The organism is Microbulbifer sp. Q7 (assembly GCF_001639145.1).
Lineage (GTDB): Bacteria > Pseudomonadota > Gammaproteobacteria > Pseudomonadales > Cellvibrionaceae > Microbulbifer.
The window spans coordinates 746359-772269 of sequence record NZ_LROY01000002.1; the positions used below are offsets into that span (position 1 = coordinate 746359).

Here is a 25911-nt window from a genome sequence, read left to right on the forward strand (position 1 = left end):
TTAAAAAAACCATTGAATAGACGACGCAAATTCGCGTAGAGTACTCGGCCTGCGTGATCGCAGGTTAAAAAATGATCTCGACGGACACTGCCTGAACAAGAGTGATTCAAAAGTGTCCAACTCCCCGCAAAGCCGCATGGTTCCTTGACCCACCAACGGGCAGTTGGTATAAAACGGGGCTTGTTTCGCTGCGGGGAGCCGCGGGCGATCAAAGATTAATTGCAAAAAAAATGCACCTTTGCGCCTTGTAAAAACAGGGCAGCAACAGACCTTACATACACACCTAGAAACCTAGATAAAGAACAGAGGGATATAGCGTGAACAAGTCCGAACTGATTGAAGCCATTGCCGCATCTGCCGACATTCCGAAGGCAGCCGCTGGCCGTGCGCTGGACGCGATGGTAGACAGCATCACCGATGCACTGAAGAAAGGTGACCAGGTTGCCCTGGTTGGCTTTGGCACCTTCGCTGTCAAAGAGCGCGCTGCGCGTACCGGTCGCAACCCACGCACCGGCGACCCCATTGAAATTGCCGCCGCGAAAATCCCTAACTTCAAAGCCGGTAAAGCTTTGAAAGACGCGGTAAATTAAGAGGCTTTGTAACCTGCAATGCTTCAAAGAGGCGTATCAGTTGGATGCGCCTTTTTTGTTTCTGAAAAGTCGAATTTTTTCTGGTTCAGCGGTTATCGACCGTATTCAGTGTGACGCTGGCAACGCAGTCGTTGTCGCACTGCAACAACAATAAGCAATGATCCAGATTTGTATTGATAGAGTTAAATTTCGGAGCTGAATATGCTTCAGTCCATGCGCGACAACCTGAAAGGAACAGCTGCGATTATCGTCGCTGCGTTCTTTGGATTTATCATGGTGATCGGTGGAATTGATTTCTTCACCGGTGCCAGTGGCGGTTCTGCCGACCAGGTAGCCGACGTCAACGGCGAAAAAATTTCGAATCTAGATCTGCAGCGAGCGATTCAAAATCGCCGCAGTATGATTGAAAGCCAGTATGGTGAAAACGTGCCGGCAGATCTGCTGACGGATGAGCAGCTTCGTGGCCCTGTATTGCAGCAGCTGGTGAACAGTTCGGTGATGCGGCAAGCCGCGATGGACCGGGGCATGGTCATGAGCCCGACTTCTGTAGACCGGGAAATCGTGCAAATGCCGGGGTTCCAGGTCAATGGGCAGTTCGATCAGCAGATGTACCTTAATGGCCTGCGCCGCATGGGATACAGCCCGGCTGGATTCCGCCAGCTGCTGGAGCAGGAAATGGTCATGCAGCAGTACATTGGCAGCGTGGCGGATAGTGCTTTTGCCACCCGTGCAGAGGCAGAGGAAGTCGTGTCTGTGTCGATGGAAGAGCGTGACTTTGACTATCTGACGCTTTCGGCGGCTCCGCTGCTGGGTGATATTCAGCTTTCTGATGCTGAGGTTCAGACCTATTACGATGAAAACCAGCAGGACTTCCAGCGTCCGGAGCAGGTTGCCATTGAATATATCGAACTGACGCCCGAGCAGTTTGCGGCGAATATCGATGTCGCTGAAGAGGATCTGCGTGCGCAATACGAGCAGGAAGTGAAAAACTTCCAGGCAAATATCCGGCGCCATGCTGCTCATATCCTGATTGAGGGTGATGACGAAGCAGCCCAGGAAAAAGTGGGCCAGGTTCAGGAGAAGCTTTCCGGTGGTGCTGATTTTGCCGCGCTTGCCAAAGAATACTCCGATGACTTTGTATCCCGCGATGAGGGTGGCGATGTTGGCTTCACCAGTGGTGATGTGTTCCCGGAAGCGTTCGAAGATGCATTGGCCAACCTCGAAGTTGGTGAAGTGTCCGGTGCGGTGAAAACGGAAGCGGGTACGCACTTTATCAAGCTGATTGAAGTAGCGGATGCTGAGCCTCCGAGCTTTGAAGAGCGCAAGGCCGCGATCGCTGCCCGCTTGCGCAATGCCGAGGCAGAACGTGAGTTTGTCGGGGCAATCAGTCGCCTGGGTGATCTCGCCTATAACGCAGAATCACTGGCTGGCCCTGCAGAAGAGCTGGGCGTCCGCGTGCAGAAGTCGCCACTGTTTTCCCGTCAGGGCGGTGCTGGCATCACTGCCGAGGGCAAAGTGATCGAGGCTGCGTTTTCTCCGGAAGTGAAGGAAGATGGCAATACCTCGGACGTGCTTGATCTGTCTGAAAACCACTCTGTGGTTTTGAAGGTGGTGGACCACAAGCCGGCGGGTGTGAAGCCGCTGGAGGAAGTCAAGGAGCAGATCGTAGAGCGCTTGAAGCGCGTCAAGGCCAGTGAGCAGCTGGCGAGCAAGGCGGCTTCGCTCAAGGAGCAGGCGCAATCCGGCGAGCCGCTGCAAGACCTCGCCAGTGCAGAGGGCCTCACTCTGGAAACCAGTGATAAAACCCGTCGGGGTGGGTTTGGTGTGCGTGGAGAGGTGGTGAACCATGTCTTTGGTATGGATGCCCCCAAGCCCGGCGCGAAAAACCTGCAGCAATTCGTTCTCAATACCGGCGATGTGGTCGTGGTGCAGCTCCGGGATGTACGTGCCGGCGACCTTTCTCGTCAGAGCAAGGAGCAGCGTGAGGCGCTGATGGAGCAGTTGGCTTCCATGCAAGGCGCCGCTGAGCTGGCCGCCGTGCAGCGCTACCTGTCGAGTAAGGCGGATATCGAGCTGTCTTCGGTGGCAGACTGATCGTTCCCTCTAGGGTAACAGAAATAAAAAAACCGGCGTTTTCGCCGGTTTTTTTATGCCTTTCGTTTATGCCTTTCGTTTATGACTTTCGAGAGACGCTGGAGTCGCTACGTTCGCGAGTAGCCTGCTGCGCTTAGCCGTTCGATGCGCTATCCACAAACAGAGTGAGTCGCTGTCCAGGCTGGAGGTAGCTGTTCTTGCTGATTTTGTTCCAACGGACAATGTCGCTGATGTCGATACTGAACTTTCTGGCAATACGGTAGAGCGAATCACCATTGCGCACCCGGTAAGAGACCTTTCGGGTTGTGCGGCTGGTGTCGTTGCTGGTTTTGGCCTTGGTGTAAGCCACCAGCTTCTGACCGGGGCGGAGAGTGTCTCCCGGAGCCATGCTGTTCCAGCTGGCAAGCTGCCGCACTTTCACGTTTAGCGAGCGAGCGATGCCCCAGAGAGTATCGCCGGGGCGAACGGTATAGCTGGATTTGTCACCGTTTCCGGAAGACTGCTTGCGTTGTACACGCTGGTCGATGGAGTAGGCGTATTGAGCGCTCGGTCCGGAAGCACTGGGGATCAGTAGCGTCTGGCCGGCACGTATACGGCTGCCGCGCAGCTTATTGGTTTGCTGGATCGCGGATACCGTGGTTTCGTAGCGGCGGGCAATCACGGAGAGCGAATCGCCTCGGGCTACCTGATAGCGCTGCCAGCTGACTCGTTGCTCGGGAGGCAGCTTTTCCAGCTCGGCGATAAAGCGTGCGCTTTTATCCTGTGGTATCAGCAGGCGATGGCTGCCGTTGGGGTCGGTGGCCCACCGGTTATAGCCGGGGTTAAGCAGGTAAAGTTCTTCAATCTCTACGTCCGCCAGTTCTGCGGCCTGGGCGAGATCAATCTGGCTGCCCACATTCACTGCGGTGTAGTAGGGGGTGTTGCCCACATCATGCAGTGGCACGCGGTAGTGATCGGAGCGTGCAACCACCTCTGCCAGGGCAAGAAGCTGGGGTACATAGCGCTGGGTTTCGCGGGGCAGCTTCAGGTCCCAAAAACTGGTGCCCTTGCCCTTGCGGCGGTTGCGCTCCATGGCGCGGCGCACGGTTCCTTCCCCGGCATTGTAGGCGGCCAGCACCAGTAGCCAGTCCCCGTCAAATTTGGCGGACAGGTAGTTGAAGTACTCACTGGCTGCGCGGGTGGACTCGACTACGTCGCGGCGACCGTCGTACCACCAGTTCTGGTGCAGGCCGAAAGACCGCCCAGTAGCGGGGATGAATTGCCACATTCCAGAAGCCTGGGCGTGGGAATACGCGAACGGATCGTAGGCACTTTCCACGATCGGCAGCAGGGCAAATTCCATGGGGACATTGGACTGCTCAAGCTGCTCCGCCACGTGGAAGATGTAGCGTCGGGAACGCTCGGTTACGCGCGCCATGTAGCCCTGATTGGACGAGAAGTAGTTGACGTAGTCCTTTACTTTGGCGCGATCGAGCTCCCGGTCGAGGGAAAACCCTTGTCGCAGTCGCTGCCAGATGTCGTTCGGGGGAAGCGCGGGCTCAGCGGCATCCATGATGTTCTGGCTGATGGCTTCGAAGCTATCGGCATTGGCGTCGATTCCGGGCGCAACCTCTGAGCTGGTTGCGGACTGTGGCGCACGCTCTATTTGCGCGCAGGCCCCCACGGCTGCTGCGAGTATCGCAACAGCAAATTTCTTATAAACCATTCTGGTATCCGCAGTCTGTCGTTATCTGTTGGCTCTTGTTATCTGGCTACGCAGGTTCCGCTCACCCACTGTGCTGACTACTACTTTGTCACTGTTGCGGCGAGGCACTGGCTCGAGGGGCCTGTCGTCACCGTAATCGAGTAAAACGTATGAGCTTTGATTTGTAATTGTCTGATTCTAAAGATGGAGGTTGGTTCCGGTCAATGCAAATTGGTCAAAAAGTGTCCTTCCAGCGGCGTAAACTGGCGAATATTTCTACAGGAGTTTTTAGGGTGTCGCCTGCATGCGCGGCAGCCTTTGCACGAATTTCAGGAAACCCGGTGCGCAGGAAGGGGTTGGTCCGCAACTCGGTTCCGATGGTGGAGGGGAGGGTTGGACGATTTTGTGCGCGGGCAGCGCGTGCCGCGGCCGTGCGTTCCTGGATATCCGGGTTTTCGGGCTCCGCGGCGGCGGCAAATGCAAGGTTGGCGAGTGTGTACTCGTGTGCACAGTAAACTTTGGTTGCCTCGGGAAGGGCCGCCAGGCGAGACAGTGAGTGGTGCATCTGTTGCGGGGTGCCCTCAAACAGGCGTCCGCAGCCGGCCGCGAACAGTGTGTCGCCACAAAACAGGTGGGTAGTGCCGTCTTCATTGAGCACTACGGCGATATGATCGAGGGTGTGCCCGGGGACAGCAAGTACCTCGCAGTCATATCCGAACAGGGAAAAGCGGTCGCCGTCCTGGAGGGGGCGGGTGACGCCCTGGATCGACGCGGGGCCGAAGACCTCGCAGTCATATTTTTCCTTGAGTGCCTGCACCCCACCGGTGTGGTCGAGGTGGTGGTGGGTGAGCAGGATACCCTGCAACTTCTGCCCATCCAATGAGCGTATCACCGGGGCGGCATCTCCGGGGTCTACCACCCAATGTTCGCGATCTTGATGCAAATGCCAGATATAGTTGTCGTTAAATGCCGGAATCGGGCGGATTGTGATCATCGGTGCTCCCCGCTAACCTAACGTAGTCTGGAACCTGTTATTGTTTGGGCAACCTTAACACAGGCCGGGTCCCATCACGGTTGTGGTGGCTGTATTGACATGCTGGCACAGGCAATGCCAGTTTACCTTATCGAGGATCAGGAGCTGCAGATGAGCAGAGAAACGGGTCGCAAACCCCTGTTCGATCGCGGTACGGATCAGGTTGTCTCACTGGCGCAATCCTGTGTCAGCTTGGGAGACTGGTTTGAGAGCTCGCTGGGTCGGGAGATCCTGACCCAGCAGCTCGCGCTCGCCCAGCCCCTAGTGGAGGGGCTGTTCGGGTATCACCTGATGCAGGCGAGTGTGGCGCGCAAGGTGGACTTCGCGGCCTGTAGCCGGATCAACCATCGGTTTCGCCTGAGCCCCTGCGTCGATGGCGGCGGTGGCGCAGTGGTGGACTTTGAGCAGTTACCTCTGCCGTCCGAGTCTATTGATGTGGCGGTGCTCCACCACCTGCTCGATTTTTCTCCGCGCCCCCACCAGGTATTGAGGGAGGCAGCGCGGGTATTGATTCCGGGCGGGCACATGGTCGTGATCGGCTTTAATCCTTTTTCCCTGCTGGGATTGTCGCGCGTATTCCGCTCTGCCAGTGCGTATCAGCTGGGGAACCAGCTGCGCGCCGCGCGAATCGCGGACTGGATGCACCTGTTGGACCTGCATGCGGCGCCCGCGGAGCGGGGGTTCTTCCGCTTGCCGCTCCAGCATGCCGACCTGCTGGCAAAGACCGCCTGGATGGAGCGTATGGGCAACCGCTGGCACTTGCCCTGTGGGGGGTTTTACATCATAGTCGCGCGCAAAGAAGTGGCCCGGATGCGCACGATCAAGCTCAATTGGCACGGCGAAAAGAAACCCGCATTGAGCGCGGTTCCCAGCAGTCCGCGGGTCGCTGCCAAGCACCGCCACATCATCCGCCACAAGAAGCCGTAAACTGCGGGTCCGCCCTTTGGGCCCGGTGAATCCTGTTCGAATGACAAGAGTCTGTGTTGAAACAAGTTACCATTTATACCGACGGCGCCTGCCGGGGTAATCCAGGCCCGGGAGGCTGGGGGGCATTGCTGAAGAGTGGCGATGCAGAAAAAGAACTCTGTGGTGGCGAATCCTTGACGACGAATAATCGTATGGAGCTGATGGCTGCGATCCAGGCGCTCGACGCGCTCAATCAGCGCTGCCAGGTGGACCTCCATACGGACTCGCAATATGTGCGCCAGGGCATTACCGGCTGGATTCACAACTGGAAGCGAAACGGCTGGAAAACCGCAAACAAGAAACCGGTTAAAAATGCTGATCTGTGGCAGGCTCTGGATGAGGCCATTGCCCATCACGACGTGCAGTGGCATTGGGTAAAAGGCCATTCCGGTAATCCCGGGAATGAGCGGGCGGATGCGTTGGCAAACCGCGGCATCGATGAGCTTGGGGGGTGATACCATGCGTCAGATAGTTCTCGACACGGAAACCACGGGTCTGGATCCAAAATCCGGTCACCGTATTATCGAGATCGGTTGTGTGGAGCTGATCAATCGTAAGCTGACCGGCCGGCACTACCATCAATATATTAATCCCGAGCGCGAAGTAGATGACGGAGCGATCGAGGTGCACGGCATCACCAACGAGTTTCTGGCTGACAAGCCCGTGTTCTCCCAGATTGCCGATGACTTCATGACCTTTTGCGACGGCGCAGAGCTGGTGATACACAACGCGCCGTTCGATGTGGGCTTTATTGATGCCGAGCTCAAGCGTCTCGGCAGCCCTCGTTGGCAGTCCGTTGCCGTCCACTGCGGGGTGCTCGACACGCTTACCATGGCTCGGGAAAAACATCCGGGGCAGAAAAACAACCTGGATGCGCTGTGCAAGCGCTATTTCGTCGACAACTCCCAGCGGGACTTGCACGGCGCACTCCTGGATGCGGAGATCCTGGCTGACGTCTACCTGTTGATGACCGGTGGCCAGACGGATCTCGCATTGGCGGGGTCCGGCAACGGTGGCGACGAGCGCGAAGGGGCAGAGGCCGAGCAGAGCGAAGCTGGGTCAATCCGCCGTCTGAGTGCCGACCGTGCACCGCTCGCGGTGCTGCGTGCCAGCGCCGAGGAGGAGCAGGCGCACGCGGAGTTTATCGGTCTGCTGGAAAAGGCCGCCGGCAAACATTACTGGTAGCTGTGGCGCGGCTGCCAGATGCTAAACCACAATGGGGCCTTCGGGCCCCATTTTTGGTTGTGTGGGACGGATCGTGAATCAGCGGAGTGGGTATCTTCCTACAGGGCGTAAACCACACAAAAGAGGGCGACGACCGTCAGCACCAGGGTGTAGGGCAGGGCCATGATGACCATGCGGCCATAGGAGAGGCGGATCAATGGCGCCAGCGCCGAGGTGAGCAGGAAAAGGAAGGCCGCCTGGCCATTCGGCGTGGCCACACTCGGCAGGTTGGTGCCGGTATTGATGGCGATGGCCAGCTTGTCGAAATGTTCGCGGGTAATCTCCCCGGCCGTCAGCGCGGTTTTGACTTCATTGATGTAAACGGTGGCGACGAACACATTGTCACTGATCATGGAGAGAACGCCGTTGGCCAAAAACAGCATGCCGGGCTGTTGTTCGGGCTCAAGGCTCAGCACGAAGTGCGTAATGGGTTCGAACAGGTGTTGTTCGTGGATCACCGCAACGATGGCGAAAAACACCACCAGCAGTGCGGTGAACGGGAGGGCCTCCTCAAACGCGTGGCCGATGCGGGCCTCCTGGATGACCCCGTTGAATGCCGTCAGCAGCACAATGATCATCAGGCCGATAATCCCCACTTCCGCCACGTGAAAGGCGAGGGATAACACCAGAATGACGGCCACCACGCCCTGTACCCAGAGTTCTACTACATCGCGCTTGCTGCGTTTTTGCTCCTGGTCCCTGGCGAAATTCGCAAGTACCTCGCGTACCGCGTCTGGCAGCTTGGCGCCGTAGCCGGCGATGGCGGTCTTTTCGAGAAAAAAGCAGGTGATGAGCCCGGCAGCAAGGGCGGGTACCGTCACGGGTGCCATGTTGATGAAAAATTCCAGGAAGTCCCAGCCGGCTTTTTCAGCGATCAGCAGATTTTGCGGTTCACCCACCAGGGTACACACGCCGCCCAATGCTGTGCCCACGGCGCCGTGCATAATGAGGCTGCGGAGAAACGCGCGGAACTGGTCCAGGTCGGAGCGGTGGTATTCGACAACGGCGTCATCGCTGGAGTGGTCGTGCTCCGGATGCGCCTGCCGGTTGGAGGCCACTTTGTGGTACACCGCATAAAAGCCGATGGCCACTGCGATCAGGACCGCCGTGACCGTCAGCGCGTCGAGAAATGCCGAGAGGATGGCCGATACACCGCAAAAGAGTAGTGATAGTGTGGTTTTGGAGCGGACATTGATCAGCAGCTTGGTAAACACATAGAGCAGCAGGCTTTTCATAAAATAGATGCCCGCGACCATGAACATCAGCAACAAAATGACCTGAATATTTTCAGTGACTTCGTGAAATACGGATTCGCTACTGGTCATCTTCAGCAGCACGGCTTCGATGGCCAGCAGGCCACCTGGTTGCAGTGGGTAGCACTTCAGTGCCATGGCAAGCGTAAAAATAAACTCCCCAATCAGGACCCAGCCGGTGACAAACGGGGAGGTCGTGTACAGTATGATCGGGTTGATGATCAAAAAAGCAGCAATGGTCAACTTGTACCAGTTGGGAGCCTCACCGAGAAAGTTTGCACGGAAAGCGCGGCCGATACTGCCGCCTGGGATGAAATGGGTGTGGTCGAGCGCGTTCATGCCGGTGATGCTTCCTTGGTTCTCCGTAGGGCGGGCCTCGGTGCCGTTGGCCCGGGGCGCGCGGGAAGCTACCCATTTCTGCCGGAAAATTCAATTGGTTTTGCCGGTTGCCCGGTTTGCCATCCTATTTTGTCGATTGTTCGGTAGAAAATCGGGGGTGAAAGGTAGACTATCGTGCGGTTTGGTATAAATTGCCCTTCTGCCTGACAGTATCCCGCTGCGCGTTCGTTGCGGCGGGAAGGGAAGCCACCCGGTGGTATACGGGTGGGCTGGGTCTAAATAAATAGAAAGAAAATTGCAGTGGTGTAGGCAATGAGTGAATTGCGCGAAATCAACCTGACCTCCGTCAGCCTGGTAAAAGACGAGCTGGTAGCCAGTATTGAAGGGGCTGCCGCTCACCTGGACCAGTTTGCCGCCGACCACGCGAACAAAGCCGCCCTGGAAAAGAGCATCCAGGGCCTGCGTCAGGTTACCGGTGTGCTGCAGATGATTCAGCTGAAAGCCGCGGAGCTTTTGGCCCAGGAAATGCTGGTCGCCATGGGGGATCTGCTGCAGGACCGCCAGCAGTCGCCAGAGGAACTCCTTGAGGGTGTAGGTACGGCATTCTATGTGCTGACCCGTTACCTCGATTTTGTCCAGAACCGGGCCACTCCACGCCCGGAACTGCTGGTTCCCTATATCAATAACCTGCGTCTCTCCCGCGCCCAGGCGCCGGTGCCAGAGAGCCAGTTCCTGCGCTGCCGCCTGGATGCGAATGTGCCGGGGGCTGTGTCCTCGGCAGTGATGTCGGAAGACCTGAAGACCTTTGTGCGTCGTTTCCGGCACATGTATCAGGTGGGATTACTGGCGTTGCTGAAGGGCAAGCCCTCTGGGCCGGCCTACACCATGATGGCCCGCGCCCTGCAGCGTATTGCCAGCGTCTGTGCCGGCCGCCCCAATGGCAAACTCTGGTCGGTTGCGGGCTCCGCACTCAGCGCCATGGCGTCCCGGGAAATGCTGGTGAACCGGCAGCGTGTGATGGTCTTCAGTATGCTGGATCGTCGCCTGCGCAATATCTGTCGCGAGGGTGACGCCGCCCTGGATCAGCCTGCACCGCCTGTGTTGATCAAGGAGTGCCTTTATTGGCTGGCGCTTGCGGGTCCTTCGGAGCAGGGTGAGAGGCTGTTGCAGGTCTTTGGTATCAAACCTTTGCCCTATCGTGAGCCGGAGCTGGAGCGCGACCGCGCAAGCCTCGGCGGGCCGGGTGCCACGGCGATTGCCGCTGTCGCCAATGCGCTGGATGAGGAGCTGTCTGGTGTGCGGCGAATGCTGGACGACGCCGAAACCCTGGGTTCTGCCGATCTCGATGAGGAGGGTGGGTTGGTAGAGACCCTGCGGCGAATCGCCAATACGCTGGTGCTGCTCAACTTCCGTCGCATCGGCGAAAACCTGGCGGGCTCCCTGTCCGCTTACCGGACGTGCGCACACACTGGCGGCCGCGCTGCCGATAACGCACTGCAGCAGTTGACCAATCAGATTCTGGCCGTCGACAGCACCATTCGTGCACTGCGCCAGAGCGGTAGCATCGAGCTGGACGAGACCGGTCAGGCGGACATCGCCCCGGAGCGCAGCCAGCTGGCCGAGGCAGAACTCGCGGTGCTGAAAGAAGCCGAAGCGGGCCTGTCACTGATCAAGCGTGCGCTGGGCTCTTATGCCGATTCGGGGTTCGATCACGGACACATTCGCAATGTGTCCACCACATTGAACAGTGTGCGCGGTGGCCTGGTGGTGGTGGGCCTCGCGCGCGCGGCGGCCGTGGTTGAGCGTCTCACCCATTTCGTCGATGCGGTGATCGATCAGAAGAACGTGGCTCCCGCGGTAGAGCAGTCCCTGGAAATTTTTGCGGATGCCATCATCAGCCTGGAATACTACCTGGGCGAAGTGAAGCTCCACCGTCAGGCCGACAAGCAATCCCTGGATCTGGCGGTAGAGAGCCTCGAGGCCCTCGGTTATCCGGTGGAGGTTGCTTGATATCGCTCGATGATTCAGTCTAGGGCTCGATATCGGACGAATTCGAACCTGCTATGACAGACTTCAATTCTGCCGGGTGCGTGTTACCACACCCGGAATTTCACTGGCACATCGTAGTTTCCGGCGGCGAAGTACTGTGCTCTCATCAGGGGCCACTGCACCGTGTGCTTCCTGTTCAGATTCCAGCGGCCCACCAATTTTCGGAGCAGGGCATCAGCGATAGTCACTACCTCGGTGAGTGGCGCGGCGGTGCCTGTGGTGTGCATCACTTGCCCATGAAGGTCGATATCCCTGGTTGTGAATGGCGAGGGCTAAGGAGCCTGCTGGGTGCCGTGGACGAGTCGCTTTTCTTTCTGGTGGGGCGCGCGACACAGGTGGTGAACTGGGATCTTGACCACCAGTATTGTGGCCGTTGTGGTGTCCAGACCATTTACCATTCGCGCGATCGCGCACGGGTTTGCGAGCACTGCTCTTTGGCGGTATATCCCCGTATATCACCCTGTGTCATTATGCTCGTAACCCGCGGGGATCAATGCCTGCTGGCCCGCCACGCCCGCCACCGCAAGGCCCTGCACACCGCGCTGGCCGGCTTTATCGAACCGGGGGAAAACGCCGAGCAGGCCCTGGCCCGGGAGGTCTACGAAGAGGTGGGCCTTGAAACCGGGGCGGCGCGCTATGTGGGTAGCCAGTCATGGCCTTTCCCTGGGCAGTTGATGATCGGTTATCTGGTCGAGGCAACCGGCGGTACGCTGGTTCCCGACAAAGAGGAAATCTCAGAAGCCCGGTGGTATAACCGCTCGCAGGTGCCGGAAGACATCCCTCCGGTAGAGACGCTTTCCGGGCAATTGATTCGCACATTTATTGAAATGGACTGAATGCTGGGTGAGGTGTAACCCCGCCAAACAATCTCGCCAAATTACGAGGCAAAGACAATGTATATCGCGATTACGTTTCTGATTGCCTTCATCGCCCTGCTGCTGGTGTTTTGGGGTGGTAAGGTTTTGCTGAAGGGGAATTGGCTGTTCGGGTTTCTGCGGGGAGCCGTGGGCCTGCTGTTGCTGGCGGGGGCGCTGTTGATCGTTCTGGTGGCGCTGGACGTATACAGTTACCGCAATCTGGAAGAAGAGCACAGCGTCGGCACGGTGAGTTTCGAGCGCATGGGCAATCAGCACTTTATGGTGAAATTTGCCGATGAAGACGGTATCTCTCAGGAGTTTGAGTTGTACGGCGACCAGTGGCAACTGGATGCGAGAATGCTGAAATGGAAAGGCGTGCTGGCGCGGTGGGGCATTGAGCCGGCCTATCGCCTCGATCGACTCAGCGGCCGTTATCTCACGCTTCAGGATGAACGCACCAAGGAACGCTCGGTACACGCCCTGGACGAAAGTGGAAATGGTGTGGATGTCTGGAGCCTGTTGCGTGACATGGATAACCGTGTGCCGGTGGTGGACGCCGTGTACGGTAGCGCTACCTTTCTACCGATGCAGGATGGTGCCGTGTACGAAGTGCGTATCAGTCACACCGGCCTGCTGGCGCGACCGCTGAACCAACAGGCGCGCACTGCACTGAACGAATGGCAATAGGCAGCAGGCTTCGCCTGCGTGCCAAATCAGAAAACCGGAATTTGGGGGTTGAGTGGAATTTCTCAGTGAATATGGATTGTTTCTGGCAAAAGTAGTGACCGTTGTTGTTGCGCTGCTGGTGGTGATCGGAATCGTGGTGGCAAACCGGTCGCATATGAAAGACCGGCAACCGGGGCATATTGCCGTGACGCACCTGAATGACCGCTATCAGGACATGAAAGAAACCCTCCTGGAAGCGGTCATGGATGACGCTGACTACGCGGAGCGTAAAAAGCAGCAGGAAAAGGATCGCAAGGCCGAAGCCAAAGCCCGTGCCAAGCAGCATAAAGCCGAACTCAAGGCGCAGGCCAAAGCCCGTAAAAAGAACAAGGACTCCGTCTCGGCGGAGGCGCAGGAAGCCCAGCCCGCAGAGCAGGCCGAGGCGGATGCCGAAGCAGCGGGGCAGCCCTCGGTTGTCGGCGAAGCCAAACCGCAAAATGCTGAGGGCAGTGAACACCGCAAGCGCCTGTTCGTTGTGCATTTTGATGGCGATATCAAGGCCAGTGCGCTTTCCAATCTGCGGGAAGAAATTACCGCAATACTGCAGGTCGCCCAGAAAGACGACGAAGTCGTGGTCGTTCTGGAGAGCCCCGGGGGCATGGTGGCCAACTACGGCCTGGCGGCGAGCCAGCTGGCCAGGGTGCGCAGTGCGGGAGTGAAACTGACCATTGCCGTCGATAAGGTGGCTGCCAGTGGCGGTTACATGATGGCTTGTGTTGCCGACCGCATACTGGCTGCTCCCTTTGCCATGCTCGGGTCCATTGGCGTGGTTGCGCAGTTGCCAAACTTCCACCGCCTGTTACAACGTAATGACGTGGACTTCGAGCTTTTTACCGCGGGTGAGTACAAGCGTACAGTGACCATGTTTGGGGAAAACACCGCGGAAGGGAAAGAGAAGTTTCAGAGCGACCTGGAAGAAATTCATACGCTCTTCCAGCATTTTGTTTCCGAATATCGTCCGCAGCTGGATATCGCAAAAGTGGCCACCGGCGAGGTTTGGTTCGGACAGCGGGCGCTGGATCTTGCGCTGGTCGACGAGTTGAAAACGTCGGATGAATACCTGACTTCGCGGGCGCAGAATGCCGACCTGTATCAGGTGGAATACAAAGAGCGGCAGAATATCGCCAAGAAAATTGGCTTCGCGACACAGGCGGGGATCGAGAGCGCGCTCGCGCGAGTGCTTTCCCGTCTTGCAGCGTGGCGCCATCAGGCACAGTGAGATAGCCTCGCACGGTTTGTTCACCAGAATGCGCTTACGGAAAAGTTATGTCTGACAACACCTACCGGGCCATGGTCGTTGAGGAAGTTGCCGCGGGCAAATACGACCAGGCCATTGTCACCCTCGACACCTCCAGCCTGCCGGAGAATCCGGTCACCATCGCGGTTTCCCATTCATCGCTGAATTACAAGGATGCCCTGTCGGCCTTTGGGAATCGTGCGGTTACCCGGGAGTATCCGCATACCCCGGGTATCGATGCGGCAGGTACGGTAATCGCCGATGCGAGTGATACCTTTGCTATTGGTGATCCGGTGATCGTCACCGGTTACGACCTCGGCATGAACACGGCCGGTGGGCTTGCCGAGCGGATTGCGGTTCCGGCGGGATGGGTGGCGCCACTGCCGGAGGGGCTCAGTCCGCGGGAAGCCATGATACTCGGCACCGCCGGACTCACTGCGGCCCTGTGTGTGGAAAAGCTGCTCGAAGCCGGTGCGCGTCCGGCCGATGGCGAGGTACTGGTGACTGGCGCCACCGGTGGCGTGGGCTCGATTGCCGTGGCGCTCCTGGGCAAGCTGGGGTTCAAAGTGGCCGCAGTCACCGGCAAACTGGAGTCCGCTGAATTTCTGACCAGTCTCGGCGCCTGGAAAGTACTTGACAGGGAAACCCTGGCGCCGTTTGCCGACAAGGCCATCGCCAAGCCGCTGTGGGCCTGGGCGGTGGACACGGTGGGTGGAGAGACCCTGTTCAACGTCATCAAATGCTTGAAGTATGGCGGCGGTGTCGCTGCCTGTGGCATGGCGTCGGGAGCGCAGTTTCAGGCCAATGTGTTTCCGTTCATCCTGCGCGGGATCAGTCTGCTCGGGGTCGATAGCGTGGAGTTACCGCTGCCGAAGAAAGCAGAAGTTTGGGGCAAGCTTGCCGGTGATTGGTACATCGGTGAACAGCTGGAAAAGATTGCCGAGGATATCGCCCTCGACCAGGCCCCGGAGTTTCTTGCCCGCTTGCACCGCGGCCATGGTATCGGTCGCTATGTGGTCGATATGACCCGGTGACGCTGTTATGGTCATAATGTGCACTTGTACGCACAGGATTGTGACCACATCCTTCACAGGCAGTATCGACGGCTGATATTGCCTGCTATTCTGACCTAGACTGTTGAATAGGCATAATAGCCACAATAATTTTCGATGGGACAGGTCGCTCGAAAAATGGGCGTTTCCGAAATTATGTCCCGGTTTTGTTGATCTGGTAGCAAACTTTGTCGGTCAATATCCCGCCACCTCCTCCAATTCTCGATGCCGGTGCACTGGTGCTTTCTGGTGGTGGCGCGCGCGCTGCCTATCAGGTAGGCGTGCTCAAGGCTCTGGCGGAATTAACCCCGGAGTCTGAGCCGCACCCCTTCAAGATCATTTGCGGCACCTCTGCCGGGGCGGTAAATGCGCTGGTTTTGGCCACATACCCCGGAAGCTTCAAGGAAGCCGTAGCCCGCTTGTACGACCTCTGGATGGGGCTCACCGTCGATGACATCTACCGCAGTAACTGGGGTAGTCTGCTCGGCAACTTCCTGACCATTTCACGCTCCCTGTTCAATCATGGTGTGGCACGGCGCAAGCCACTGGCATTGCTGGATAACAGCCCACTGCGGGCGCTGGTGGAGGAGGTGATCCCCTTTGCCAATATCCAGCGGAATATCGATGCAGGGCGCCTGCGGGCGGTCAGCGTCAATGCCATGTCGTACAGTGAGGGCGAGTCGGTCAGCTTTTTCCAGGGCGGTGAGGATGTCACCGAGTGGCGGCGCTTCCGCCGCTGTGGTGAGCGCACGGCGCTTACCGTGGAGCATTTGATGGCGTCGGCAGCAATCCCCACTCTGTTTCCGGCGGTAAAGATTGGCGATGACTATTTCGGCGATGGCGCGGTGCGTCAATTGGCCCCCATCAGCCCCGCCTTGCATCTCGGCGCCTCGCGGGTATTTGTGGTGGGGGTTTCGGATAACCGTTCCCCGGTGCACTGGGGCAAGCGCCGGAAAGTTGCCCGGCATTCGCCTTCTCTGGCGCAGATTGGCGGGCAATTGTTCAATGCGGCATTTATTGACAGCCTGGAGGGAGATCTGGAGCATCTGGATCGGGTCAACCTGTTACTCGACTCGGTGGAGGAAAAGGAATTGTCCGGGTTGGCGCCACTGCGCGCGGTGGAATCGGCGGTGATTGAGCCCAGTCAGAGCCTGGACCGTATCGCCGGGCGCAAAGTGCGCTATTTACCGCCGGCACTGCGCTGGTTGTTCCGTTCTACCGGGGCAACAACTTCTGGAGGTGGGGCCTCGGCCGCCAGCTACCTCCTGTTTGAAAAGCCCTATCTGGGCGAGTTAATGGAGCTGGGATACCAGGACGCGATGTGGGAGCAGGAAAAACTGCGTGATTTCCTTCGCCCGCGGACGCAGCTGGTTGAGTCACAGCCGAAGGGCCTTTTTGGAAAGCGGGTAAAACCCACAACGGAAGCAAGTCATGGCAATACACCCTCGTGATCATTCATTCAACTTCCGCAGCGTTGCCTTGCGTGGCCTGGTGTTGGGCCTCGCGGGACTTGTCGCCGCCTGTGGCAGCTCGGGCGTACAGGAGTCTGCCGACACGCCGGCACTGCGTCAGCAAAATCAGAGTGAATACCGCCAGTTGCTGCAAGAGGCCTATCAGCTGAGTTTCACCCTGGACTTCGACCGGCTGCGGCTGGCGTATGTGAAGTCACCGGAATACAACCCTTACGGGGGCATGAAGCTGGATGGGCTTCCCGAGGCATACGGGTCGGTGGAGCGCGCGGACTTCCAGGAATGCCTGCGCAATGTCGACAAGGTGTTGAAGCACAATTACATGAGCCTGGAAGCACACATGATTGGTGTCGTGTGCAGTGGGCAGGCGGGTGAGTTTGAACGGGAAGATCAGCACCGCTACATGGTGGAGGGACTGATGACCTCTATCGAAAATAGTGGCGATGGCAAATCCCAGGAGAGTGCGTTTCTCACCATCAGCACGTCGGAGCTGCGGGGTTTTGTGCGTTTGAAAGGCCTGCAGGTTCTGGATCAGTCGATCGTGTACGACAAGCAGGGCATCTACGACAAAATGCAGGTGCGGGACCCGGAATCCGGTGAAGAGTATCCGCTGTTTTTCAATGTCAGCCAGCAGTTCGCGCAGGGCTCCGGGGGGGAATGATTCCCCCCCCTTCACATCAGAAATTGTGAAAGTTTTTCCCATTCAAAGCGGCGTGTCTTGCGATCGCTGAACAATATTTCCACTTTCGAATCTTCCCACTTGGTTACCCTGCCGTAGCCCAGCTTCTGGTGCTTGATACTTTCTCCGAGCTGGGGTTTACGCAGCGCGGCGCGCGGTGCATTGATCTCGGGGTTGTAATCACAGGCTGCCAGATACCTGAGGGCGAGGCGGGTTACTGGAACCGGGGTCGTAATATTTGGCGGGCGCACGGGCAGGGTTTCCCCGAGCAGGTTGCTGAGCGTCAGGTGCATTTCATCAAGAAACACCGATGGCTTTTGCTCTGAATCGGATTGGCGGGGATTGCGTGTATCCGTTTCCGGTAGGGGTGCCAGCAGGTAGAGCTGCTTCCTTGCGCGGGTCATGGCCACATACATCAACCGGCGCTCACTTTCCGTGGATGCGGGGGTAGAGAAGTCCCGCTGGGGCTGGTAAGGCATATTGTGCACGCTCATCGCAGGAATGATCACCTGGTCCCATTCCAGACCCTTGGACTGGTGCATGGTGGTGATTTGAATGGCGTCTGCGGGTGCCTCAGCGGCGGGGTTATCTTCTCCGTCATGCTGCTGTTGATGTTGGCGCTGAAGCTGCTGAAGGTGTTCCAGCGTTTCTCGTGCAGGCATGTGCAACTGATCGAGGTACTGGCAGAAGGTCAGAATGGTTTGCTGCTTTTCCTCTGCTTGCTGGCGATTGAACGCGTCTTCGCCGATCCCGCTTAGATAATCCAGGTCGCTCAGTTGTCGGCGCACCAGCTCGCCGCCGTGACCACGCCATTTTTCCATTTGCTGCAGCAGTTCCGCGCGTTGCCTGAGCCGTTTGCACTGGTGCTGGCTGAGGGACTCCGGAATCAGCTTGAGCAGCTGCTTGCCCCAGCCTTTTTCATGGCGGGCGAGGCGTTCACATATGGGTTCGAGAATCGCACGGGGAATCCGGATGTGCGGTGCGGTCATCCATTCGTAGAGACCCTGGGCGCGGCGTTTGCTGCTCTGCTCGGCAAATCGACCGGCGGCGATATTCAGGCTCCAGAACAGGGGGCGCAGCTCGCGCCGGGACAGAACCGTATTGCGGTTGCCAGAGCGATAGGGAATGTTGTTGGCCAGCAGGGCGAGTTCCAGCGGTGCGGCCAGTGACCAGAGCCGAACCAGTATCGCCATGGTGGCAAGCGAGGTGCCCTGTTGTTGGCAGCGGCGGATGTGTTCCACCAGCCACTTGCCTTCATTTTCCGTATGCACTTGCTGTAACTGGGTTTCGGCGTGGGGGTTACCGGACACGCAAAAAATATCTGCGCGCTCACGGTTATTGTGAATGAAGTGGTTGGCCGCCAACGACAGGCTGTGGCCGTAGCGGAAGGTGCGGCTCAGCTGATAAATATTCGACGGCGGGAAATCCCCATCGAACAACCGCAATAGAAATTCGGGGCGCGACCCGCGCCACTCATAAATGGTTTGATCCGGGTCGCCGATGGCGATGACGTTGCCGGATTTGCCATGTAAAACACGCAGCAGGTAGTGTTGGATCTCGTTGATGTCCTGATACTCGTCTACCAGGATATCTTCGTAAAATCCTCCATACTGCTCTGCGATCTCCGGTTGCTGGCTAAACAGCATGACCGGGTCATAAATCAGGTCCGCATAGGTTACCGCGTTCTGTGCGCGTCGCCAGTTTTCAAAATGGCGAAACACCTTCAGGAAATACAGGTATTCATCGCCGAGCTTGAGACGCTGAAACGCGCTCAGGTCACCGCTGAGTACGGTCTTTGTGTAATCGATGAAAAACTCGGCAGCCTCGGTTTCTGACTGCTTGCGCGCGCGGATGTCTTCAATTTCTGCCGGTGGCGCACAGGCCTCAATGGCTTTCCAGATCTGCAACTGGACTACAGATTGCGGCAGGGGTTTGAGATTGGTGTGTTCAATCTGGCCGCGGGCGATCAGACGCTGATAAATCTTGAATCCCAGGCTGTGGAAGGTATTGACCGGGGGGATGGCGTTGCCGCATAGGTTTGCCAGGCGTTGGGCAAAATCTTCTCGCGCGTTGCGGTTGTACATCAGTACCAGTATGCGTGCGGGTGCCACGCCGGCTGCCAGTCGGTTTTTGATGTAGTAGAGCAGGGCCGTGGTCTTTCCGGAACCGGCAACGGCAATGATTTTTGCGTGCCCGCCGGAATGGTTGGCGATGGCAAGCTGCTCTTCCGTGAGCGTTTCCGGGAGATGGGAGGTGTCACCTGACATGGAGTTCCTGTACCGCGTAGCTGCAAACACTGAAAAATACTGTATATATTGCCAGTATTGGTCGTGACGGTACAGGGCTTTATGCGGGCTCCTCTTCGGCGGGCGGCGCTTCGTTACCGTGGCGCAGTGCCAGCTCGGCAATGTAGGACGACAGGAATATACGACCGGTGAGCTTTTCCAGTAGTTTGGAGCGGCTCAGGCGGTCCAGTACCGGTCCCTTTACTTCGGAAAGGTGCAGCCGAATGCTGCGACGTCTCAGGTCCTTGTTGATCTGGTGCAGCCGCTCCAGTGCAGTGCCGTCAATACGACTCACCGAGGACAGGATCAATACCAGGTCGCGGGTGTCCGGGTGGCGTTTCAGCTCGCTGAGCAGTCGGTCTTCCACGGCGCTGATATTACTGAAGAACAGACTTTCGTCGATACGCAGGAATAGAATGTCCTTGTGGGTTTCTACATCGTACCGGAGGACGTTGCGGAACTGCTCCGTGCCTGGCATCCGCCCCACGACGGCGATGTGTGGCCGGCTGCTGCGCCAGATCAGGGTGGCAAAGGAGAGACCAATCCCCAGCGCAATGCCCACTTCGACACCAAAAAGCAGCACACCCATAAAGGTACATAACATGGCGGTACCATCGGTGCGATCGTAGCGCCAGTTGTGAATGAAACCGCGAAAATCAAACAGGCTTGCTGCGGCAACAATAATGATGGCCGCAAGCACGGTGAGTGGCAGCTCGCTGAACAGGCCGGTGAGGTACAGCAGTACGGGCACCATCATCAGCGCCGCCAGTACGCCTGCCAATGGCGAGACGGCACCGGCTTCGGCGTTGACCGCGGTGCGCGAAAAACTCCCTGCCACGGGCAGCCCGCCGGAGAGGCTACTGGTGATGTTGGCGGCGCCAAGCCCGAGGAGTTCCCCGTCCGCGTTCAGGCGTTCCCCACGCTGTGTCGCCAGTGCCTGGGCGATGGAAAGACTCTCCACAAAGGTCAGCAGGGAAATAATCAGTGCAGGCAGTAATAGCCGGTACACCAGGTTGCCGTCTAGGTCCGGCAGCGCCACCTTCGGCAATCCGGCCGGAATATCACCAACGATATCCAGCTTGTCCCCGAGTTTCAGCCAGTGCACCAACCCAATGGCACACAGCACCAGCAGCATTGGCATCAACCGTGCCGCCAGGCGCGCGAATTGTTTGGGTGCGCCGAGGCGGAACAACATCATGGGCAACCACAGACGGCTGAAAATCAACACTACGGCCGTGGCGACACCGAACGTCATGGTGATCAGGTGGGCGTCGGGTAGGTGCTCCACGATATGAAACAGTTTTATTGACGCGGTCTCACCGTCTGCTTTTATGCCCAGCAGCGCGGGGAGTTGGCCAACAATAATCAGTGCGGCGGCACCGGAGACAAATCCACTGATTACCGGGTGACTGAGCAGGTTCGCCAGGGTGCCGAGCTTGAACAGGCCCATGGCGAACAGGAACAGGCCGCTCAGAAGTGTCAGCACGAGGGCGGCGCCGATGTATTCGGGGCTGCCGATTGCGGCCAGTGGAGTCAGGGCGGAGACCGTCATCAGGGAGAGGACAGCAGCGGGGCCGACGGACATGGCGCTGCTGCTGCCAAAGACGGCGTAAGCGATCAGTGGGATCAGGCTGGCGTAGAGGCCCACATGAGGGGGGAGGCCGGCCAGCAGCGCGTAGGCCAGCCCTTGGGGCACCAGCAACATGCCGGAAACCAGCGCCGCCGTGAGGTCAGAAGCCAGCCACCGGCGGCGGTAGTTTCTCAGCCAGTTGGGTATCAGTCGGTATGCCCGCTTCACGTGTGCAGTAGTGGTCCAGAGGCCTGATGGATTCCATCAGGATAGCTGCTGCTGCGGGGGCAGGGCCAGTTTGGCCCTGCAAATCAGGGCTCAGCCGGAGCGTGCCTGGAGTGCGCGGAACACCAGCATTCCGCTCACCATGGCCAATACAAATACCAGGGCGCCGAGCTGGAGCGCACCGGTGGCGACAATCCCCGGGCCCGGGCAAAAACCGGCCAGTCCCCAGCCAATACCAAACGCCAGACTGCCCAGCACAAGCCGGCGGTCGAGCTTGCGATTGCCGGGCAGGTGAATTGGCTCGCCCAAAATGGCGTGCTCGCGTTTTTTGGCGAGCAGGAAGGCGGGTAGGCCCACGGCGATGGCGCCGCCCATTACCAGTGCCAGAGACGGGTCCCAGGCGCCAAAAAGGTCGAGAAACCCGAGGACTTTCTCGGGATTGGCCATGCCGGAGAGCAGTAGGCCAACGCTGAAAATCAACCCGGAGACAAAAGCGGAGATGGTGAGTTTATTCATGGCTTCAGGCCCCCAGCAGATGACGGACAATGTAGACCGTGGCGAAACCGCCAAACATGAAGGTCATGGTGGCGGCCAGTGACCGCGGCGACAGGCGGGACAGCCCGCAGACGCCGTGGCCGCTGGTGCAGCCTGCCGCGTAGCGGGTGCCAATACCCACCAGCAGGCCGGCGGCGATGAGAACCGGGTAGCTGGCGTTGATTTCGATGGTGGGAAGGGTGTGGAACAGGGCCCAGACCGCTGGCCCCGCGAGTAACCCGAGCACAAAGGCAAACTGCCAGCCGCGGCTGCCGCGTTCATTGTTCAGCAGGCCGCCGAGAATGCCGGAAATACCGGCAATACGGCCATTCATCAGGATTAGCCAGGCACTGGCCAAGCCGATCAATATGCCGCCGGCGAGGGCGGTCAGGGGGGTGAATGCGTTCCAGTCTATGTTCATGGTGGTGAGCTACTCCGCGCAATACAGTTGATACAAAGTTTGTAGCAGGGACAGGACCTTCGGGTCAGCTACCTGGTAGTAGACCCGCTTGCCCGCCTTGCGGGTTGTGACCAGGCCTTCCCGGCGCAAGACACCCAGTTGTTGCGAAAGGCTTGGCTGGCGAATATCCAGTCGTTCTTCAATCTCGCTGACGCACAGTTCTTCCTGGCTCAGCTGACACAGCAGTAACAGGCGATCCTGGTTTCCGAGTGAGCGCAACAGCAAGGAGGCCTCCCCCGCGGCGGCGCGCATTTTGTCGAGCTGGTTATCGAGCTGGCTGTCACTGCTGTCTGGCATGGTGGTGCTACTTGGGCGGTCTCTTTGGGTGTTGTCGTGTCACCTGGTGGCGACCCGCTAATACTTTCACAAAAAATATTATATTGAAATGTATAGTAACGGAAGTTATATTTCCCAAAGTTATTAAGTTATTCCTAAATCATCTATGATGCTTCGCGGGATCACCAGATGGGAGAAGACCATGACCGCTATTGCCTCGCGCCCCCTTGTGCAAGCCTTCCTCGACCAGGACACCGAAACCTGGAGCTACGTGATTTACGACCGGGTTGGCGGCAGTGCTGCTGTGATTGATGCGGTGCTGGATTTCGATCAGGCATCGGGGCGTACCGGTACGGATGGTGCGGAAAAAATTGTCAGGTTCGTGCGCGACAACGAACTGACCGTGGAGTGGGTGCTGGAAACCCACGCTCATGCGGACCACCTTTCTGCCGCGCCGTATATTCGCGAACAGCTCGGCGGCAAGATCGCCATCGGCGACCATATTCGCCAGGTGCAGAGCATCTTCCGCGACGTGTTCAATCTGGAAAAAGAGTTTCTGGTGGATGGCTCCCAGTTCGACCACCTGTTCCACGATGGCGACACCTTCACCATTGGTGAGCTGCAAGGGCGAGTGATCTACGTGCCCGGGCATACGCCAGCGGACATGGCGTGGCTTATCGGGGATGCCCTATTTGTGGGTGACACCCTGTTTTTGCCCGATGTGGGCAGCGCGCGCTGCGATTTCCCCGGTGGTGATGGGCGGGCGCTGTACCAGTCGGTGCAAAAGCTGCTGTCACTGCCGGAAGATACCCGGATGTTTATGTGTCACGACTACCCGCCCAACGACACCCGCGAGCATCGGTGTGAAACCAGCGTGGGTGCGCAAAAGCGCAGCAACATCCATTTGCACGACGGTATCAGCGAAGACGAGTTTGTAAAAATGCGCAGCGAGCGGGATGCCACCCTGGGCATGCCGCGGCTGATCCTGCCCTCGATTCAGGTCAATATTCGCGCCGGGCAAATGCCGCCGGCGGAAGACAACGGCACCGTGTACCTCAAGGTGCCGATTAACAAACTGTAACGGCTGGAGTAACTACGTGATGGAAATCAAGCAACTCGATAAGCAGGTGTCTGTATCCGCGGAGCCGGCACTGAACGAAATGTCGGCGCTGGCGAAAGGTGGGGTGACGGTCGTGGTATGTAATCGCCCGGAGCACGAAGCAGAGGGGCAGCCTTCCTATGCGGAGCTGGAGCAGGCAGTGACCGAGGCGGGTATGGAGTTTATCGCCATCCCGTTTTCCAGAGGCCAGATGCAGCCCGCGCACAGCGAGGAATTTGCCAAGGTGCTGAACAGCGGCAAAACGATTCATGCGTTCTGCCGTACAGGCAACCGTTCTGCCAACCTGTGGGCGGCGGCCAGCTGCCTGAATGGCGCCGACAAGAAACAGCTGCAACAGACTGCACAGCAGGCGGGCTTCGATATCAGTGGGGTGCTGGTGACCTACTAAAACGCCTACCAGTGGGACGCCTGCCAGAGGAATTGTGTTGGTGAGAGAGACTTCCAAAAACGACACTTCACCGGTGCTGGGCCGTGTGGTTCCCGCCGTGACCTGGTTGCGTGGCTATTCGTTGGCAGCCCTGCACAAGGATTTGCTGGCCGCGGTTATCGTCACCATCATGTTGATTCCGCAATCCCTCGCCTACGCGCTGTTGGCGGGGCTGCCGGCGGAGGTGGGGCTGTATGCCAGTATCGCGCCGCTGGTGGCCTATGCCCTGTTTGGCAGTAGCCGCACGCTGTCGGTGGGGCCGGTGGCTGTTGCGTCCCTGATGAGTGCGGCGGCACTGGGGCAGGTGGCCGCGCAGGGTACGGCCGACTATCTGTCGGCGGCGGTGTTGCTGGCCCTCCTGTCCGGCCTGTTTCTCTTGTTGTTGGGGATTCTACGCCTTGGTTTCCTTGCCAATTTCCTGTCGCATCCGGTGATCTCCGGATTTATCACCGCATCCGGGATTCTGATCGCCTTCAGTCAGCTCAAGCACCTGATGGGAGTTTCGGCGCACGGGGATAACCTGCCCGAACTGTTGCATTCCATGTACGCCGGTCTTGGCAGCATCAATCTCTATACCCTGTTACTGGGCGCTGGCGTCGTAGCGTTTTTGTTCTGGTCAAGACGCGGCGCGGTGGCGCTGCTGCAGCGTTGTTCGTTATCGCGCAATGCCGCTGCGCTGGTGGTCAAGGCGGCGCCGGTGGTGGGGGTGATCGTTACCGTTTTGCTCGCCAGCGGATTTGATCTGGAGTCCAGGGGCGTAAAGCTGGTGGGGGAAATTCCCAGTGGCTTGCCGAGCTTCGGCTGGCCGAGTTTTTCACTGGCATTGATCCAGCAGTTGTGGATGCCCGCGGTGATGATTTCCATCATCGGCTATGTGGAATCGATTTCGGTGGGCAAGACCCTGGGGGCCAAGCGTCGCCAGAAAGTGGATATGAATCAGGAATTGATCGGCCTGGGCGCAGCGAACATGGCCGCCGGGGTATCCGGTGGTTTCCCGGTCACCGGTGGGTTTTCCCGCTCGGTGGTGAATTTTGACGCGGGCGCCGAGACCCAGCTCGCCAGTGTATTTACCGCTATTGGCATCGCGCTGGCGGCGATATTTCTAACTCCGTTTCTGTACTACCTGCCCAAGGCCACCCTGGCGGCCACCATCATCGTTGCCGTGCTATCACTGGTGGATTTTTCCATATTGCAGAAAACCTGGCGCTTCTCGCCCAGTGATTTTTTTGCTGTGCTCGTCACCATCGTGGTCACGCTATTGTTTGGGGTGGAAGCCGGTGTGTCCTGCGGTGTGGTGGCATCGATTGTGCTGTTCCTTTATCGCACCTCCAAGCCGCATATTGCCGAAGTGGGGCTGGTAGAGGGTACAGAGCATTTTCGCAATATCAAACGGCATACCGTACTCACGGTGCCGCAAATTCTCACTATTCGCGTGGATGAGAGCCTGATGTTTTCCAACGCCGCGTTTCTGGAGGAGCGTATCTACGCCGATGTTGCGTCCAATCCGGAAATTCGCCATGTGATTCTCATGTGTAGCGCGGTCAACGAAATTGACTGGAGCGCGCTGGAAACCCTGGAATCCATTAACGTGCAGTTGGCAGAGGGCGGGGTGTGCCTGCACCTGTCTGAAGTGAAGGGGCCGGTAATGGACAGCCTGCAGCGCTCGGGCTTTTTGAATGAAATTTCCGGGAAGATTTTCTTTACGCAGTATCAGGCATTCAGTGAATTGCGGCACAACAGTACCGGCTGCTCGACCTGAGTA

At 58.1% G+C, this 25911-nt stretch carries 23 protein-coding genes; 15 read left to right on the forward strand and 8 right to left on the reverse strand.

The annotated features are described in order from the left end of the window. Window positions 1–317: 317 nt before the first annotated feature. Together AU182_RS08750 and AU182_RS08755 are read left to right on the forward strand one after the other, a co-directional pair. Window positions 318–590 carry an HU family DNA-binding protein gene (locus AU182_RS08750; RefSeq protein ID WP_010132873.1) on the forward strand — a complete coding sequence of 91 codons (273 nt, stop codon included), beginning with the start codon at window positions 318–320 and terminating at the stop codon, window positions 588–590. Window positions 591–791: 201 nt separating this feature from the next. After that, entirely contained in the window at window positions 792–2684 is a 1893-nt protein-coding gene (locus AU182_RS08755) for a SurA N-terminal domain-containing protein (RefSeq protein WP_066963788.1), read from the forward strand. A 133-nt stretch (window positions 2685–2817) separates the two neighbouring features. Here the strand turns inward: AU182_RS08755 and AU182_RS08760 are convergent, their stop codons facing one another. Both AU182_RS08760 and gloB read right to left on the reverse strand, forming a co-directional pair. Continuing rightward, window positions 2818–4389 carry a LysM peptidoglycan-binding domain-containing protein gene (locus tag AU182_RS08760; protein ID WP_066963790.1) on the reverse strand — a complete coding sequence of 524 codons (1572 nt, stop codon included), beginning with the start codon at window positions 4387–4389 and terminating at the stop codon, window positions 2818–2820. Between the two features lie 214 nt (window positions 4390–4603). Further along, window positions 4604–5362, reverse strand: coding sequence for a hydroxyacylglutathione hydrolase (gene gloB / locus AU182_RS08765; protein WP_066963793.1), 759 nt, complete (start codon window positions 5360–5362; stop codon window positions 4604–4606). 150 nt (window positions 5363–5512) lie between these two features. Here gloB and AU182_RS08770 point away from each other — a divergent pair, with 150 nt between their 5' ends. Genes AU182_RS08770 through dnaQ form a run of 3 tightly spaced genes read left to right on the forward strand, consistent with a single transcriptional unit; the run spans window position 5513 to window position 7552 of the window. After that, a complete protein-coding gene (locus AU182_RS08770; protein WP_066967780.1) occupies window positions 5513–6328 on the forward strand; it encodes a class I SAM-dependent methyltransferase in 816 nt (271 codons plus the stop codon). A gap of 56 nt (window positions 6329–6384) precedes the next feature. After that, window positions 6385–6822 (forward strand): ribonuclease HI, encoded by a 438-nt coding sequence (gene rnhA / locus AU182_RS08775; protein WP_066963796.1) that lies wholly within the window; start codon window positions 6385–6387, stop codon window positions 6820–6822. 4 nt (window positions 6823–6826) lie between these two features. Beyond that, window positions 6827–7552 carry a DNA polymerase III subunit epsilon gene (gene dnaQ, locus AU182_RS08780; protein ID WP_066967783.1) on the forward strand — a complete coding sequence of 242 codons (726 nt, stop codon included), beginning with the start codon at window positions 6827–6829 and terminating at the stop codon, window positions 7550–7552. A 98-nt stretch (window positions 7553–7650) separates the two neighbouring features. On the opposite strand, the gene nhaB is transcribed toward dnaQ, so the two are convergent. Next, window positions 7651–9183: a sodium/proton antiporter NhaB gene (nhaB, locus tag AU182_RS08785; RefSeq protein ID WP_066963799.1), complete on the reverse strand. Its 1533-nt coding sequence runs from the start codon at window positions 9181–9183 to the stop codon at window positions 7651–7653. Between the two features lie 312 nt (window positions 9184–9495). Here nhaB and AU182_RS08790 point away from each other — a divergent pair, with 312 nt between their 5' ends. From AU182_RS08790 to AU182_RS08820, 7 genes are all read left to right on the forward strand, one after another. Continuing rightward, window positions 9496–11193 (forward strand): hypothetical protein, encoded by a 1698-nt coding sequence (locus tag AU182_RS08790; RefSeq protein WP_066963802.1) that lies wholly within the window; start codon window positions 9496–9498, stop codon window positions 11191–11193. A 53-nt stretch (window positions 11194–11246) separates the two neighbouring features. Next, a complete protein-coding gene (nudC, locus tag AU182_RS08795; protein ID WP_066963805.1) occupies window positions 11247–12068 on the forward strand; it encodes an NAD(+) diphosphatase in 822 nt (273 codons plus the stop codon). A gap of 57 nt (window positions 12069–12125) precedes the next feature. Next, window positions 12126–12776: a cation/multidrug efflux pump gene (locus tag AU182_RS08800; protein ID WP_066963810.1), complete on the forward strand. Its 651-nt coding sequence runs from the start codon at window positions 12126–12128 to the stop codon at window positions 12774–12776. Between the two features lie 52 nt (window positions 12777–12828). Further along, entirely contained in the window at window positions 12829–14034 is a 1206-nt protein-coding gene (gene sohB, locus AU182_RS08805) for a protease SohB (protein ID WP_066963816.1), read from the forward strand. Between the two features lie 47 nt (window positions 14035–14081). After that, a complete protein-coding gene (locus AU182_RS08810; RefSeq protein ID WP_066963819.1) occupies window positions 14082–15086 on the forward strand; it encodes a YhdH/YhfP family quinone oxidoreductase in 1005 nt (334 codons plus the stop codon). A gap of 206 nt (window positions 15087–15292) precedes the next feature. Then, window positions 15293–16555, forward strand: a complete 1263-nt coding sequence (locus tag AU182_RS08815) for a patatin-like phospholipase family protein (RefSeq protein ID WP_227718197.1) — start codon at window positions 15293–15295, stop codon at window positions 16553–16555. Then, window positions 16536–17234, forward strand: a complete 699-nt coding sequence (locus AU182_RS08820; protein ID WP_082859320.1) for a DUF4919 domain-containing protein — start codon at window positions 16536–16538, stop codon at window positions 17232–17234. The genes AU182_RS08815 and AU182_RS08820 overlap by 20 nt, the downstream gene beginning before the upstream one ends. An 11-nt stretch (window positions 17235–17245) precedes the next feature. On the opposite strand, the gene AU182_RS08825 is transcribed toward AU182_RS08820, so the two are convergent. From AU182_RS08825 to AU182_RS08845, 5 genes are all read right to left on the reverse strand, one after another. Beyond that, a complete protein-coding gene (locus AU182_RS08825) occupies window positions 17246–19519 on the reverse strand; it encodes an ATP-dependent helicase (RefSeq protein WP_066963825.1) in 2274 nt (757 codons plus the stop codon). A 79-nt stretch (window positions 19520–19598) separates the two neighbouring features. Beyond that, window positions 19599–21335, reverse strand: a complete 1737-nt coding sequence (locus AU182_RS08830) for a SulP family inorganic anion transporter (protein ID WP_066963829.1) — start codon at window positions 21333–21335, stop codon at window positions 19599–19601. 90 nt (window positions 21336–21425) lie between these two features. Next, complete coding sequence (locus AU182_RS08835; protein WP_066963832.1) at window positions 21426–21848, reverse strand: DUF6691 family protein; 423 nt, start codon at window positions 21846–21848, stop codon at window positions 21426–21428. A 4-nt stretch (window positions 21849–21852) separates the two neighbouring features. After that, window positions 21853–22287, reverse strand: a complete 435-nt coding sequence (locus tag AU182_RS08840; RefSeq protein ID WP_066963835.1) for a YeeE/YedE family protein — start codon at window positions 22285–22287, stop codon at window positions 21853–21855. A 9-nt stretch (window positions 22288–22296) separates the two neighbouring features. Continuing rightward, window positions 22297–22623: a helix-turn-helix transcriptional regulator gene (locus AU182_RS08845; RefSeq protein ID WP_066963837.1), complete on the reverse strand. Its 327-nt coding sequence runs from the start codon at window positions 22621–22623 to the stop codon at window positions 22297–22299. A gap of 181 nt (window positions 22624–22804) precedes the next feature. Between AU182_RS08845 and AU182_RS08850 the strand changes: the two genes are divergently transcribed. The 3 genes from AU182_RS08850 to AU182_RS08860 are packed head-to-tail and all read left to right on the forward strand — an operon-like array spanning window position 22805 to window position 25908. Next, window positions 22805–23683: an MBL fold metallo-hydrolase gene (locus tag AU182_RS08850; protein ID WP_066963840.1), complete on the forward strand. Its 879-nt coding sequence runs from the start codon at window positions 22805–22807 to the stop codon at window positions 23681–23683. 19 nt (window positions 23684–23702) lie between these two features. After that, on the forward strand, window positions 23703–24110 hold the full coding sequence (locus AU182_RS08855; RefSeq protein ID WP_066963843.1) for a TIGR01244 family sulfur transferase: 408 nt from the start codon (window positions 23703–23705) through the stop codon (window positions 24108–24110). A 40-nt stretch (window positions 24111–24150) separates the two neighbouring features. Then, complete coding sequence (locus AU182_RS08860) at window positions 24151–25908, forward strand: SulP family inorganic anion transporter (RefSeq protein WP_227718198.1); 1758 nt, start codon at window positions 24151–24153, stop codon at window positions 25906–25908. Window positions 25909–25911 lie beyond the last annotated feature (3 nt).